This is a genomic window from Mesorhizobium sp. GW821-FHT07A06, from assembly GCF_059419085.1.
In genome coordinates, this window is sequence record NZ_JBWKRC010000001.1 from 294,948 (window position 1) to 309,938 (window position 14,991).

Consider the following 14,991-nt stretch of genomic DNA (forward strand, 5'->3'; position numbering starts at 1 on the left):
ATCCGCCGCTCTCGCATCGGGGGTGACGATGCAACAGGAGAAGACCATGAGAAAGTCAACCAAGCTTGCCCTTGCCTTCGCGGCACTTGCCGGCGCCGTCGGCACCACAGCCTACGCCGCAAACAATGCCAGCGCGAAAATGCGCGACAGCATGATGGCCCGCCTCGACAAGGCGATGAGCGACTCAGACGGCGCCATCACCTTCGACCAGTTCTCCGACGCCATGAACGTGCGGCTGAAGAAGCTCGTTGCCGCCAATGGCGGCAAGCTGACCGTCGCCCAACTGGCCGACGCGCTGGAGAAGGCGCGCTTCGAGCGCATGGCCAGGCGCATCATCGCCCGCTACGACACCAGGGGCGACGGCACGCTGACCACGGGTGACATCACCGGTCGCGAGAAGAAAGTGTTCGCCATGCTCGACAAGAACAATGACGGCAAGATCGAGAAGAGCGAGCTGCCAAAGGGCGGGCGCTTTGGTCGGCAATCGGATGACGACGACAGCGTCCGATAAGATCGCTTGATCCAGGCTTCAGCGGCATCGCTCGGAGCCTGCTGCTTCAAGCCGCGGCTTTCACCGCCGCCGGCGCCTTCTTCACCGGAATGCGCACCGACACAATCGTGCCGACACCTTCGGTCGAACGGATCTTCAGCGCGCCGCCCTGGAGCTCGGCCAGCGAGCGCGAGATGGCGAGGCCAAGACCTGATCCGGCATGGTTCTTGGAAAACTGGTTCTGCACCTGTTCGAAGGGCCGCCCGAGCTTGCCGAGCGCCTCCTTCGGGATGCCGCAGCCATTGTCCTCGATGGTCAGCACCAGGGCTCCCGATGTGTTGCGGGCCCTGACCGATATGTGGCCGCCCTGGCCGGTGAACTTCACCGCGTTGGACAGGAGGTTGATGACGATCTGCTTGATCGCGCGGCGGTCGGCGAACAAGGTCAGCGCGTCGGCGATGCGTGTTTCCACGGTGATCGCCTTTTGCGCGGCCTGCAGCGAGACGACGCGCACCGTCTCGCTGATCAACGGGCCGAGGTCGATCTGTTCCTGGTCCAGCGAGAACTGGCCGGCTTCGATCTTGGACATGTCGAGAATATCGTTGATGACGCCGAGCAGATATTTGCCGCTGCTGTTGATGTCGGTGGCGTACTCTTCGTAGCGCTCCGACCCCAGCGGGCCGAACAGCCCCTGTTCCATCAATTCGGAGAAGCCGATGATGGCGTTCAGCGGTGTACGCAATTCATGCGACATGTTGGCCAGGAATTCGGATTTGGCCCGGTTCGCCGCTTCGGCGCGCTCGGTTTCCTTCATGTATTTGCGGTTGAGGTCGACCAGTTCACGAGACCGTTCCTCCTCGGCCCGGCGGGCGAGGCTGAGATCATGGATCGTCGCCATCAGCCGGCGTTCGCTGTCGACCAGTTTCTCCTGATGCAGCTTGATCTGGGTGATGTCGGAGCCGACAGAGACGATGCCGCCATCCCTGGTCTTGAGTTCGTTGACCTGCAGCCAGCGGCCGTCTGACAACTGCCGCTCGAAAGTGGCGCCGCCTTGTGGACCATTGGTGTTGGCGAGCCTGCGCTCGGAAGCAAAAGCCAGCATCCGCTCTTCCAGGGAAGCGCGCGTCACGCCTGGCATTACGTCACGATCCGAGAGCCCGTTGTCCTGCTGGTACTTGGAGTTGCACATGATCAGCCGCTGCGTCGAATCCCACAGCACGAAGGATTCGTTGATGTTCTCGATCGCGGTCCTGAGGCGAAGGTCGGCCGCCTCGGACCGCAGTGCCAGATGGCGCTGCTCGGTGACGTCGACGGCAATGCCGATCAGCTGGATTTCCGGTGCTTCCGGATCCATGACCTGTGCGCGAGCGCGCATCCACACCCATTGGCCATCGGCATGCCGCATCCGGAACACCTGGTCGATGTGGTCGATCTCGCGGGCGACAATTCTGTTGGCGAGTTCGAACAGGTCGCCGTCCTCGGGATGGATGATCTCGTCGACCTCTCCGAAGGACAGCATCGTCTCGCAGGGCTCGTAGCCCAGCATGTCGTACATCGAGCGCGACCAGTACATCTTGCCGCGCACCATGTCCCAGTCCCACAGGCCGCAGCGGCCGCGCACCAGCGCCATGTCGATGCGCTGGTGCGCTTCGAGGTAGATGCGGTCGGCGGACTGCGCGCGCGACGCCTGCCCGAAATAGGCATAGAGGATGATGATCAGTACGCCGGCCGTCAGCACGAACAGGGTGACGTTGAGCGAGACGGTCTTGCGCCATGTGTCGAAGACCGCTTCCTGCGGCACCAGAGCCGCCGCTGCTCCCTTCCGGTCCTTGGCGACGCTGACCGCGGCATACCAGTCCTGGCCGCCGATATTGACCTCCATGACGCCGGCGCGGTCGCCGAACATGAACAGGGGCTGGCCGCCTTGGACGAGGCCGTCGAGCGAATGCCCTTGCCAGGGGACCGAGCGCGGTGTCACCGCGGTGATCTTGAAGGCGGTGTCGGTGATGACGAGCACATGGCTGCGGCCCATTGCGCCCTGACGGCTGGTGGTCTCCAGCAAGTCCTGGATGGCGCCGGGCAGGGTGTCCGAGGTGGTGGCAAGCGAACTGGCCAGCTGACCCGCCGCCAGTGTCAGGATCGCCTTGGCATCACGCTCGACGTCGTCGCGCTCGTTCATCAGCGACAGCATGCGCAGCGCCGCGATGACGAGCAGGAAGATGATGATGAGGGCCGGTATCGACCGGCGCAGCAGCGGTTCGGCGGCCAGAAGCCGCTTGTAGGCCGGTTCGGCGATGAGCCGCGTATTCCCGGCAAGGCCGTCGCCGCGCGTCTCGCGACGCGCAAAAGCCATCCCACCGGGCGCGCCCCACGCGTCCGCCTTCGCCATAAATGGCACTCCCCGAATTTGCCTATGCTGCTTTGTGATCCGGCAAACGCCGCACTTCCGAATCGTCAGTAAAGAATCAAAGGTGATTCGCCTTGTCCAGTGGTCCGGCGAAAAAAGATTAAAAATCGACTAAAATAATCGGTTTTGGAGGCGCCGCGCCTCGGCCTTTCCCGCTCGGGAGAAGGCCGAGGGTAGCTAGGCCAGCGTGCGCTCGACAATATCACGCAGGTCCGCCGACAGGTTTTCGGCATTGGCGATCGAAAGCAGGGCTTCCCTGGCCTTGGCCTGACGGCCCGGTTCGAGCGAACGCCATGATCTCAGTGCCGTCGCCAGCCTTGCCGCCACTTGCGGATTGCGCTTTTCGACCTCGAGCACCGTTTGCGCGAAGAACCGGTAGCCTTCGCCGTCGGGGCGATGGAAGCCAGTCTGGTTTGCACTGGAGAAGGTGCCGATCAGCGAGCGTACCCGGTTTGGATTGGCCATCGAGAAGCCTGCATGAGCAGTCAGGGCACGAACCGTGTCGACAGCCTGCGGCCCCGGTACGCTGGCCTGGATCTGGAACCATTTGTCCATGACCAGCGGGTCGGACGCATAGGTCTTTTCGAAAGCCGCCAGCGCTTTGTTTGTCTCCGGCGAACCATGGTGACGATGCGCGAGCACGGCAAGCGCGGCCGCGCGGTCGGTCATGTTGGTGGCGGACTGGAAATGTCCGGCGGCGAGTGCCGCACCGCCCGGCAGCAGCGAGAGATAGTCCAAAAGGACGTTGCGCAGGGCGCGTCGTCCGGCGCTTGTCGCATCCGGGCTGAACGCGGCCTTGTCCGCGAGGCTATCATAAAGTTGCGCAAAGGGTTCCCGGTTCGCCGTGGCGATCGCCAGCGCGAGGGCCTGTCGGGCGGTGTGGATGGCGTCGGGATCGATGTTCTTGCCAATATCGCGGGCGATGTCGGCATCGCCAGGCAGCGCCAGCGCCAGCGCCCGGTAGGCGGGCTCCAGCGTCTCGTCGCCGGCGATGCGGCCGGCAAGCTCGGTCAACCGGGGCGTGAAGTCAGGCTGCTTGCCGCCAAGGATCTCGCGGAAGGCAGCGATCAGCGCATCGGTGAGGAGGGTATTGAAGGCTTGCCAGCGCGAGAAGGCGTCGCTGTCATGGTGGGCAAGGAAGAACTGATCGTCGGCCTTCTGCTCGACAGACAGCGTCACCGGCGCCGAAAAGCCGCGGTTGAGCGAAACGGCCGGACGTTCGGCAACGCCTGAAAAGCGCACCATGTGGCGGCGCTTGCGGACATGGATGACGCCATCCTCGACGCTGGCGCCCTCGACTCCGCTATACGCCACAGGCTTGCCGCCAGCGCCGATCAGGCCAAAGGCGAGCGGTATATGCATCAGCCGCTTCCGGCTTTCGGAGGGTGTGGGCGGCACCGACTGCTCGATCTCGAGCGTGAACTCCCGCGCGGCCGGATTGTGCGTCGTACTGATCGTCAGATTGGGCGTGCCCGCCTGATGATACCAGAGCGCGAACTGCGACAGGTCGCGGCCTGACGCATCCTCGAACACCTTGATGAAATCCTCGATCGTGGCCGCTTCGCCGTCATGCCGCTCGAAATAGAGGTCCATGCCGGCGCGAAAGGCTTCCGTCCCGAGGATGGTGCGGATCATGCGCACCACTTCGGACCCCTTTTCGTAAACGGTCGCCGTGTAGAAATTGTTGATCTCGCGGTAGCGACGCGGCCGCACCGGATGCGCCAGCGGACCCTGGTCCTCGGGAAACTGGTGGGCGCGCAGCGTGCGCACTTCGGCGATGCGCTTGACCGCGCGCGAGCGCTGGTCGGCGGAGAATTCGTGGTCGCGAAAAACCGTCAGCCCTTCCTTCAGGCAAAGCTGGAACCAGTCTCGGCAAGTGATTCTGTTGCCTGTCCAATTGTGGAAATATTCATGCGCGATGATCGCCTCGATATTGGCGAAATCGGCGTCCGTCGCGGTCTCCTGATCGGCCAGCACATATTTGTCGTTGAAGATGTTGAGGCCCTTGTTCTCCATCGCGCCCATGTTGAAGTCGGACACGGCGACGATGTTGAAGACATCGAGGTCGTATTCGCGACCGAATGCCTCCTCGTCCCACCGCATCGACCGCTTCAGCGCGTCCATCGCGTAGCCGGCGAGCTTCTCCTTGCCGGGCTCGACATAGATGCCGAGTTCGACCTCTCGACCGGACGTGGTGACAAAACTGTCGGCGACCTGGCCGAGATTGCCGGCCACCAGCGCGAACAGATAGGACGGCTTGGGGAAGGGGTCGTGCCATTCGGCATAGTGCCAGCCGTCGCCGAGATCGCCCTTGTCGACCGGATTGCCGTTGGAAAGGAGCAGTGCTGCCTCGTCGCGCAGAGCCTCGATCCGCACGGTGTAGACGGACAGGATATCGGGCCGATCCAGGAAGTAGGTGATGCGGCGGAAGCCCTCGGCCTCGCATTGCGTGCAATAGACGTTGTTCGAGCGATAGAGACCCATCAGGGCTTCGTTGCCAGCCGGCCCCAGTTCGGTTTCGATGAGCAGATGGAAGCGGCGCGTGGCCGGCGGTTTGAGAATGGTGAGTTGGTCAGGTGTCACCAGCAGGTCCGCCGGTCTTGCCAGCTTGCCGTTGATCTCGATGCGCTTGAGGATCAGCCCGTCGCCGTCGAGCACCAATGGCGCCGCCGCGGACACGCCGTCACGACGTTCGAGCGTCAGCGTTGCGGTGACGATCGTGGCCTCGGGCGCAAGGCGGAAGGTGAGGTTGGTCTGCGGAATGAGATAGTCGTTGGGGCGATAGTCTTCGAGCTTGAAGACCTGGCCGGTGTCCGTGCGCATTCCGTTGTTTTTCCTGTCGATTGCGTTGGAAGCGGACAGTTCCCGCTGTCCAAGAAATTTGAAGTCCGCGCTCTTTACACGAAACGATCCCTCGACAAAACTCAACCGACGCCTATTTCAGGCGTTCATTCTCCACATCGTCACGAGGCACCCATGACCGTCGTCACACCGAAATTCGGCATGGGCGCTTCCGTGCTGCGGCGCGAGGATGCGGCATTCATCCAGGGACAGGGCCGCTATACTGATGATATCAAGCCGGCCGGCGTCTTGCATGGCTATGTCCTGCGATCGCCGGTCGCCAAGGCAAGCTTCAGAATCGGCTCGACGGAAGCGGCTAAGCAAGCACCCGGCGTCCATCTGGTGCTGACTGGCAAGGATCTCGCTCATCTTGGCGATCTCAAGTCCGGTGTCATGCAGGCACAGCCGGACGGCACCAAGGCGCCGACGCGCGACATTCCGATCCTGTGCCGGGACCGCGTCAACTATGTCGGCGATGCCGTTGCTTTTGTGGTCGCCGACAGCCGTGCCCTGGCGCAGGACGCCGCCGAACTGATCGATGTCGACTACGACGGCGAGGACGCCGCTTCCGGCACGGCGACGGCACTTGCCGAAGGCACGCCGCTGGTCTGGCCGGAACTCGGTTCCAACCGTGCCTTCACCTACCACATGGGCGACAGCGCGAAGACGAAGGCGGCCTTCGCCAAGGCGGCTCATGTCACCCGCATCGAATTCGTCAACAACCGGCTGGTCTGCAACTACATGGAGCCGCGCTCGGCGATAGGCGAATGGAATGTCGAGGAAAACCGCCTTGTGCTGACCACCGGGTCGCAGGGCGTGCATTCCATGCAGTACATCCTGGCGAGCCTGTTCAAGATCAAGAAGGACCGGCTGCGCGTCATCACGCCCGATGTCGGCGGCGGGTTCGGGCCGAAGAGCTTCGTCTACCGGGAATATCCGTTGGTGCTCGAGGCCGCTAAGCGGCTCGGCCGCCCGGTGAAATGGGCCTGCGACCGTACCGAACATTTCCTCACCGACGCGCAAGGCCGCGACAACGCCGTTACGGCTGAAATGGCCATGGACAAGGATGGTCGCTTCCTCGGCATGAAGGTCGCGCTGCTCGCCAATATCGGCGCCTATGTCTCGCAATACGGCCCGTTCATCCCCTATATCGGCGTCACCATGTCGACCGGCGTCTATGACATCCAGGCGCTCGATGTTTCGGTGACTGGTCTCTACACCAACACCTGCCCGGTCGACGCCTATCGCGGCGCCGGCCGGCCCGAAGCGGCGTTCTTGCTGGAAAAGCTGGTCGATGCCTGCGCCCATGATCTCGGCCTGCCTGTCGACGAAATCCGCCGCCGCAACTTCATCCGACCCGAGCAATTCCCTTATCGCACGCAGACCGGCCGCCTGTACGACAATGGTGAATTCGAAGGCCATATGGACCGCGCCATCGAACGGTCCGGTTGGAAGACGTTTGCGCAGCGGCTGGAGCAGTCGAAGAGCGCCGGCAAGATCCGCGGCATCGGCATGGCGACCTATATCGAGGCTTGCGCCTTCCCGGGCTCCGAACCCGCCTTTGTCGAACTCAACGGCGACGGCACGGTGACGCTCAAGATCGGCACCCAGACGAACGGCCAAGGGCATGCCACCGCCTATGCACAGTTCCTGTCGGAAAAGCTCAATCTCGACATCGACAAGATCCATGTCCGCCAGGGCGACACCGACGAATTGAAGTCGGGCGGCGGTACCGGCGGCTCTCGGTCCATTCCATTGGGAGGTGTATCGGCTTCCCGCGCGGGCGAGGACCTTGCCAACAAGATCAAGCGCATCGCGGCCGACGAGCTGGAAGCCTCGGCCGGCGATATCGAACTGGCCGATGGGGTTGCCCGCATCGTCGGTACCGACCGCGCGATCGATTTTTCCAGCATCGCCAAGGCCGCGAAAAACCCTGATGATCTCAAGGTTTCGGCGAGTTCGTCCAGGACGAGTGCACCTATCCGAACGGCACCCATATCTGCGAGGTCGAGATCGACCCCGACACCGGCACGACCGACATCGTGCGTTATACGATCGTCGACGATTTCGGTGTTACCGTGAATCCGATCCTGCTCGCCGGCCAGGTCCATGGCGGCGTCGTGCAAGGCATCGGCCAGGCGCTGACCGAGGAAACCATCTATGGCGAGGACGGACAGTTGCTGACGGCGAGCTTCATGGACTACGCCATGCCGCGCGCCGACAATTTTCCGTTCTTCCATTTCGAGACCCGCAACGTGCCGTCGACCACCAACGCGCTGGGCATCAAGGGCGCGGGCGAGGCCGGCACGATCGGTTCGACGCCGGCCGCGCTCAACGCGGTGACCGATGCGCTGTGGCGTGCCTACGGCATCCGGCATATCGAGATGCCGGCGACGCCGGCGCGAATCTGGGCCGCCATCAGGGGCGCATCGCCAACGTGACATCAGGGGCGGGGGCGGAACCAGGAACGACGGGCGGCCACGGTACGCTGAGGGGCATCGCGCTCAAGATCGTCTCGGTGGCGGTTTTTGTCGGCATGCAAACCTGTATCAAGGCGGCCGGCGACGTGCCGGCCGGGCAGATCGTGTTCTTCCGCTCCTTCTTCGCCATCTTCCCGATCATTGCCTTCTTGGCATTGAAAGGGCATCTGGCGACGGCATTCGTCACCAAACGTCCCTTCAACCACGTCGCGCGCGGCGTCGTCGGCGTCGGTGCCATGGGACTTGGCTTTTTCGCGCTCACCCGGTTGCCGCTGCCGGAGGCGATCACCCTGAACTATGCGCAGCCGCTGCTGGTCGTGGTGTTCTCTTCGGTCTTCCTCGGCGAGACTATCCGTGTCTATCGCTGGAGCGCTGTCGCCGTCGGCCTCATTGGCGTGCTCGTCATCTCTTGGCCGGAACTGACCCTGCTCAATTCGGATGAAGCGCTCGACGACCAGGAGGTCCTGGGCGTCATGGCCGCGCTGGTGGCCGCGGCCATCTCGGCGGTCGCCATGCTGCTTGTGCGCAATCTCGTGCAGACGGAGAAGACGGCGACCATCGTTTTGTGGTTCTCGTCGACCGCGAGCGTGCTCTCGCTGCTGACGCTGCCTTTCGGCTGGCAATCGCTGACGCCAGCGCAAGCCGCGCTTCTCATCATGGCCGGCTTCTGCGGCGGCCTCGGCCAGATCCTGATGACCTCGGCCTATCGCCATGCCGAGGCGTCGGTGGTGGCACCGTTCGAATACACCTCGATGATCCTCGGCGTCGTCGTCGGCTACTTCGTTTTCGGCGACGTGACCTCGCTCAGCACGCTGGTCGGCGGCCTGATTGTTATCGCGGCCGGCATCTTCATCATCTGGCGCGAACGGCAACTGGGCCTGGAACGCAAGCGAACGCGCAAGGCGACTTTGCCTCAGGGCTGATCAGGACCGTTCGGCGCGCTCCTTGGCCAGCCGCACCAGCACGGCCCTTGTCTGCTCATCCGCCGGGAAGAAGGATTCGATCGCCAGTTCCGACAAGGTCACGTCGAGCGGTGTGCCGAACACGGTGATGGTGCTGATGAACGACAGCACCTGACCGTCATGGGCAAGCCTGAGCGGATGCACGATGGCGTTCGGCTCGACGGGTGCCGGCCGACCGCCTTTGAGGCCGGAAGGGTAGCCGCGCAACTCGCGCTCCAGTTCGACCAGCACCGGGTCGCCGGTCGCATCGTTCTGGTGCTTGAGACGCTCCAGCAGATGCGTGCGCCATTCCTGGAGGTTTACGATGCGCGGTGCGATGCCGCCCGGGTGCAGGGAAAGGCGAAGCACATTGACCGGTGGCGCCAGCAGTGAAGCGTCGCTGACATCGACAAGGAACGGAGCGATCGCGGCATTGGCCGAAACCAGGTTCCAGTGCCGGTCGACGGCCAGTGCCGGAAACGGTTCATGCGCTTTGAGCACGGTCTCGACCGCCGCCATCGCCGGCGCCAGCGTCGTGTCGGTGAGCGGCCGTTCGCCGAAGCTCGGCGCAAAGCCCGCGGCCAGCAGCAATTGATTGCGTTGCCGCAGCGGGATCGAAAGCTGCTCGGCCAGGTGCAGCACCATATCGCGCGAGGGCGCGGCGCGTCCGCTCTCGACAAAACTCAGGTGCCGCTGCGAAATCTCGGCCTCCATGGCGAGGTCGAGTTGGCTCATGCGACGTCGCGTGCGCCATTCGCGGATGAGACTGCCGGCGGAAGTTTGGGCTGATGTCATGTGAGGATGGCTAGGCCGACAGGGACGGCATTTCAATTACCTGCGAGGTTATCGCCAGAGCATGATCCCGAAAAGTGGGAACGCTTCAGTCAAACGCCACCTCGATCTAGGAGAGTGACTTCAGCTTCGCCTTTACCTCGAGAAAATCCCGCCATGCCAGCTTCTTGTGCGCCGGCGTCCGCAACAGATAGGCCGGGTGCAGCGTCGGCATGGCCGGAATGGCGATGCCCGAGGCCGTGGTGTGGACGCGCCAGTTGCCGCGCAGCCGCAAAATGCCTTCCGAAGTGTTGAGCAAGGTCTTGGCCGACGGGCCGCCGAGATTGATCAGGACCTTGGGATTGACCAGCTCGATCTGGCGCTCGATGAACGGTCGGCAGATCTCGGTCTCGTGCGGGGTCGGCGTGCGGTTGCCAGGCGGCCGCCAGGGAATGACGTTGGCGATGTAGACCGATGTGCGGTCGAGCCCGATCGCGGCCAGCATCCGGTCGAGCAGGCGACCCGAACGTCCGACGAAGGGCAGGCCCTCAATGTCCTCGTCGCGGCCAGGTGCTTCGCCGACCAGCATGACCGCGGCCTCCGGGTTGCCATCGGCGAACACGAGATTCTTGGCGGTGGCCTTGAGATTGCAGCCGTCGAAGGCGGCCATGTGCTGGCGAAGCTCTTCCAATGTCGAGGCGCTTGCCGCCATTTGCCGGGCGAGAGCGGCCTGCGCCTCGTCGGGTATGGCGGAGGGCATGGTGCGCGCCGGCGCATCCGGCACCTTGCTTGCATCCAACCCGGATGATGTGGCGAGCCGCTCCGGCGCCCTGTCCTCGCGAGGGGGTGCCACCGGCGCCGGCGTGCGCTCCACAGGCCTCTGCGCCGCCTCGGCGAAGCGGTTCACCGGGGCGTCTTCCAGCGCCTCATCGACGCCGACGCTGGCGTAGAAGGCCAGGATGTCGGCAATATCGGTCGGGCTGTTGGGGGACGCGGCAGTCATGGCGCGCACATTCGTCCGCGTGGCTGCAATTTGCAAGGCCAGCCGCTCGACCTATCCCGTCGGGATGCGCGGATCCTGCACCAGATAGAAGGTCCAGCGCGGCGTGTAGTCGGTCATCAGGAACTCGAAGCTGGCGGTCTTCAGCGGATCGACCTTGCCGTTCTTGAACAGCAACCGGTCGTAGGGTTCGAAGTCGCGGTCGAAATCGGCGAAATTGCTGGACCAGATATTGTCGGGCGTCTTGTTGCGTTGGTCGAACGAAAGCCCGTCGCCAAACACGCTCGGCTGGTCCAGTATCTCCTGAAGCTCGAACTGGAATTCGATCCAGGCCTGGCCGCTGTTGTTGAGCACGTCGATGCGCATATACATGATGCCGTTGGCGAACTCGCCCGCCTTGCCGAAGGTCTGGATCGGCTTCGTGGTGCGGATGGTCAGCGTCACCGGCGTCGCTGAATTCAGCTCTTCCGTTATGACCAGCGGATCGTCCTTGGTTCCGATGCCTGAGGCTCCGGTGATGCGGAAGCCGCCGAGCTCGTCCGAGAAGGAGTAGGCGCCCGTCGCCCAGACTTTCACCTCGTCCGCGGCGGCATGCCCTGGCGCCGACGTCAGAAGGGCCAAAAGAATCGCCCGGCAGGCCCGGCCGGGCGTGAAAACAAAGCGCGTCGAAGGAAAGCCGGCTGGCCCAGGAATGCGCATGGCGGGAAGTATGGCCGATAAGCAAGCCGTCGAACAATTAAAAAACGCGGGGACAGCGGTTCTCGCGGGGTGCTGACGGCTATCATGCAGCGGGATGCGCGACTTTTTGGCCAAATCCGCATTGTCACGTATGCGCCGGTTTCCTGTCGCCAATTGATGCGCTATGCAGCGCAGGAGCCAGCAAGATACGCAACAGCGGCAAGCCAGTGCGGAGGGGTTGATGAGCGATATCGAACGCGAGAGCATGGAATTCGACGTGGTCATCGTCGGTGCCGGTCCGGCCGGCCTTGCCGCGGCCATCCGCCTCAAGCAGGTCAATCCCGAGCTTTCCGTCGTCGTGCTGGAAAAGGGCGGCGAGGTCGGCGCTCACATTCTCTCCGGCGCCGTCGTTGATCCTGTCGGCATCGATCGGCTGCTGCCCGGTTGGCGCGAGGAAGATGGCCATCCTTTCAAGACCCCGGTCACGGCGGACCATTTCCTGGTGCTCGGCCCCGCCGGCTCCTTCCGTCTTCCCAACATCCTGATGCCGCCTTTGATGAACAATCACGGCAACTACATCGTCTCGCTCGGCAATGTCTGCCGCTGGCTGGCGACCAAGGCCGAGGCGCTTGGTGTCGAGATCTATCCGGGCTTTGCCGCTTCCGGACTGCTCTTCAACGAGGAGGGCGCCGTCACCGGCGTCGTCACTGGCGACATGGGCGTCGAGAAGGACGGCACGCATGGCCCGGGCTTCGCGCCCGGCATGGCGCTGATGGGCAAGTACGTGCTGATCGGCGAGGGCGCGCGCGGCTCGCTCGCCAAGCAGCTGATCGCCAGATACAAGCTTTCCGACGGTCGCGAGCCCGGCAAATACGGCATCGGCCTGAAGGAACTCTGGCAGGTCAAGCCGGAGAACCATCGGCCGGGCCTGGTGCAGCATTCCTTCGGCTGGCCGCTCGACATGAAGACCGGCGGCGGTTCCTTCCTCTACCATCTCGAGGACAATCAGGTGGCGGTCGGCTTCGTCCTCCACCTCAATTACAAGAACCCCTACCTCTCGCCATTCGAGGAGTTCCAGCGCTTCAAGACTCATCCGGCGATCGCAGGCACTTTCGACGGCGCCAAGCGATTGGGCTATGGCGCGCGTGCCATCACCGAGGGCGGCTGGCAGTCGGTGCCGAAACTGTCGTTCCCCGGCGGCGCGCTGATGGGTTGTGCCGCGGGCTTCGTGAACGTGCCGCGCATCAAGGGGTCCCACAATGCAGTGCTGTCGGGAATGCTCGCGGCCGAGCATGTCGCCGAGGCGATTGGCGCGGGCCGTGCCAATGATGAGCTTTCCACCTACGAGGAAGCCTGGCGCGCGACCGACATCGGCAAGGATTTGAAGAAGGTGCGCAACGTCAAGCCGCTGTGGTCGCGCTTCGGCACCATCGTCGGCATCGGCCTCGGCGGCCTCGACATGTGGTTGAACACGCTGTTCGGCGTCTCGCCCTTCGGCACGCTGAAACACGGCAAGGCCGACTATGCCGCGCTCGAGCCCGCCGCCAAGCACAAGAAGATCGCCTATCCGAAGCCTGATGGCGTGCTGACCTTCGACCGCCTGTCCTCGGTGTTCCTGTCCAACACCAACCATGAGGAAAACGAGCCGGTCCACCTGCTGGTCGGCGACATGGAACTGCAGAAGCGCTCGGAGCACGATGTCTTTGCCGGGCCTTCGACACGCTATTGCCCGGCAGGCGTCTATGAGTGGGTCGACAAGGATGGCAATGCCGCCGCCGATCCGGCGGCGAAAGACGTCCGCTTCGTCATCAACGCGCAGAACTGCGTCCACTGCAAGACCTGCGATATCAAGGACCCGAACCAAAACATCAACTGGGTGCCGCCGCAGGGCGGCGAGGGGCCAGTCTACCAAGGCATGTGACCCGCGCTGGCAGGCCTCGATCCGGCGGAAAAATAGCGGACATGTGGACGGCCCCGGCCTGTCTGTCGCCTTCGCGAGACTGGGACGTTGCTCAGGGCCGTTGAAGCGCCTCGCCGAGTGTGGTCTGCTTGGCCACCCACAAAGGAGGCGGACATGCGCCTGACCAGCCTGACGATGCTCGCCGCGGCCTGTTTGCTGTCCTGCGTATCAGCCGCGTCGGCGGGCACGAAGCTCATCGTTCACGTCCGTACCTATGATGTTGCCGGAAAGACCGGAGCCGACCTCGTGGAGGCCATGGACCGGCTGGGACCGAAGCACGGCTACATGACACGCGCCATCGCCGAAACCGGCTACACGGTGCATTGGGATCTCGATATCAGCCGCCAGGACGGGACCTGTCGTCTGCGGCAGGCCAACGGCAAGCTCGACCTGACCTACACCTTCCCGCGACGGCTATCGCCGGCAAGCCCCGGGCTGCGCAAGCGCTGGGACGGGTTCATGGCTGGCGTCCGCAGGCACGAGCACACGCATGGCCGCATCGCGATGCGGATGATGAGGGCCACCGAGACCGCGCTTGCCGGCCTGGAGCGCCGGGACAACTGGTTCTGCACGGGCACACACCTTGAGGCGAGGCGGCGAATCAACGCCACCTATGCCGAATACGAAGCCAAGCAGAACGCTTTCGACGCCCGCGAGCATCGGGGCGGCGGCCATGTCGAGCATCTTGTCGACGCGTTGACCAAGCTTGATTGATGCGCACCGGGAGCACTGGCGCCGTTCTGCTTCGCTCGGGATGACTGGATCAGCCCCGCGGCTTGTTTTGAGAGCCGTTCGCCGCGAGCGCCGTGGCGTGATCATTTTCAGGCTGCTTGTCGGCAGGCCTTAACGTGAACTCGACTAGCACCGGCAGGTGGTCGGAGCCGGTATCCTCCAGCCGCGTCGAAGACAGGATCGTCAGCCCGCCCTTGCTGAACACCTGGTCGATGGGCAGGCCTGCAAAGCGGCGCAGGAAATCGGGCAGTGTCCGGTGGATCCAGGTCGGTCCGGCCGACGGCATGACGGTCAGCCTGCCGAGAGCCGCGACCCGCCGCACCGCCGAGCTCCACGGCACGGCGTTGCAATCGCCGGCCATGATCGCGGTCTCGCCGAGCCCGGCCAATGGTTCCGCCAGTTCGCCAATCTGCCAGTACTGTTCCTTCGGCCACGGCCAGCTCAAATGGATCGCGGCGACATCGACCCCGATCCCGCCGAAGTCGATGGTGGCGGTCGCCATCGCGCCGCGCGGCTCGCAGCGCGGTGCGGTATCGGCGGCAAACGGCCGGCGTGACAGCAACGCCACCCCGAACATGCCGTTCGGGTAAGGGCAGAGGATTCGGTAGGGATAGGCGGCAAACGGCCGGCGTGACAGCAACGCCACCCCGAACATGCCGTTCGGGTAAGGGCAGAGGATTCGGTAGGGATA

Annotated in this window: 10 protein-coding genes and 1 pseudogene; 5 read left to right on the forward strand and 6 right to left on the reverse strand. The window is 63.7% G+C overall.

The window, feature by feature from the left end; genetic code table 11:
* Nucleotides 1–46: 46 nt before the first annotated feature.
* Nucleotides 47–511 carry an EF-hand domain-containing protein gene (locus AC07SZ_RS01390; protein WP_494913045.1) on the forward strand — a complete coding sequence of 155 codons (465 nt, stop codon included), beginning with the start codon at nucleotides 47–49 and terminating at the stop codon, nucleotides 509–511.
* A 46-nt stretch (nucleotides 512–557) separates the two neighbouring features.
* Here the strand turns inward: AC07SZ_RS01390 and AC07SZ_RS01395 are convergent, their stop codons facing one another.
* Together AC07SZ_RS01395 and pepN are read right to left on the reverse strand one after the other, a co-directional pair.
* Entirely contained in the window at nucleotides 558–2,879 is a 2,322-nt protein-coding gene (locus AC07SZ_RS01395) for a PAS domain-containing sensor histidine kinase (protein ID WP_056563539.1), read from the reverse strand.
* 195 nt (nucleotides 2,880–3,074) lie between these two features.
* Nucleotides 3,075–5,720, reverse strand: a complete 2,646-nt coding sequence (gene pepN / locus AC07SZ_RS01400) for an aminopeptidase N (RefSeq protein WP_494913046.1) — start codon at nucleotides 5,718–5,720, stop codon at nucleotides 3,075–3,077.
* A gap of 153 nt (nucleotides 5,721–5,873) precedes the next feature.
* Between pepN and AC07SZ_RS01405 the strand changes: the two are divergent.
* Both AC07SZ_RS01405 and AC07SZ_RS01410 read left to right on the forward strand, forming a co-directional pair.
* Nucleotides 5,874–8,179, forward strand: a pseudogene (locus AC07SZ_RS01405) (xanthine dehydrogenase family protein molybdopterin-binding subunit).
* Nucleotides 8,176–9,141, forward strand: coding sequence for a DMT family transporter (locus AC07SZ_RS01410; protein ID WP_494913047.1), 966 nt, complete (start codon nucleotides 8,176–8,178; stop codon nucleotides 9,139–9,141). The pseudogene AC07SZ_RS01405 and the gene AC07SZ_RS01410 overlap by 4 nt, the downstream one beginning before the upstream one ends.
* On the opposite strand, the gene AC07SZ_RS01415 is transcribed toward AC07SZ_RS01410, so the two are convergent.
* From AC07SZ_RS01415 to AC07SZ_RS01425, 3 genes are all read right to left on the reverse strand, one after another.
* Complete coding sequence (locus tag AC07SZ_RS01415) at nucleotides 9,142–9,954, reverse strand: helix-turn-helix domain-containing protein (RefSeq protein ID WP_494913048.1); 813 nt, start codon at nucleotides 9,952–9,954, stop codon at nucleotides 9,142–9,144.
* Between the two features lie 106 nt (nucleotides 9,955–10,060).
* Nucleotides 10,061–10,933, reverse strand: a complete 873-nt coding sequence (locus AC07SZ_RS01420; RefSeq protein WP_494913049.1) for a uracil-DNA glycosylase — start codon at nucleotides 10,931–10,933, stop codon at nucleotides 10,061–10,063.
* Nucleotides 10,934–10,984: 51 nt separating this feature from the next.
* The gene (locus AC07SZ_RS01425; protein WP_081294686.1) at nucleotides 10,985–11,629 is read right to left on the reverse strand and encodes a hypothetical protein; all 645 of its coding nucleotides are present in this window, start codon (nucleotides 11,627–11,629) and stop codon (nucleotides 10,985–10,987) included.
* A 220-nt stretch (nucleotides 11,630–11,849) separates the two neighbouring features.
* On the opposite strand from AC07SZ_RS01425, the gene AC07SZ_RS01430 reads away from it, so the two are divergent.
* Both AC07SZ_RS01430 and AC07SZ_RS01435 read left to right on the forward strand, forming a co-directional pair.
* The gene (locus AC07SZ_RS01430; protein WP_494913050.1) at nucleotides 11,850–13,529 is read left to right on the forward strand and encodes an electron transfer flavoprotein-ubiquinone oxidoreductase; all 1,680 of its coding nucleotides are present in this window, start codon (nucleotides 11,850–11,852) and stop codon (nucleotides 13,527–13,529) included.
* 153 nt (nucleotides 13,530–13,682) lie between these two features.
* The gene (locus AC07SZ_RS01435; protein ID WP_494913051.1) at nucleotides 13,683–14,282 is read left to right on the forward strand and encodes a DUF922 domain-containing protein; all 600 of its coding nucleotides are present in this window, start codon (nucleotides 13,683–13,685) and stop codon (nucleotides 14,280–14,282) included.
* Nucleotides 14,283–14,331: 49 nt separating this feature from the next.
* On the opposite strand, the gene AC07SZ_RS01440 is transcribed toward AC07SZ_RS01435, so the two are convergent.
* The coding region (locus AC07SZ_RS01440; protein WP_494913052.1) for an endonuclease/exonuclease/phosphatase family protein at nucleotides 14,332–14,991 on the reverse strand (660 nt) is incomplete at its 5' end.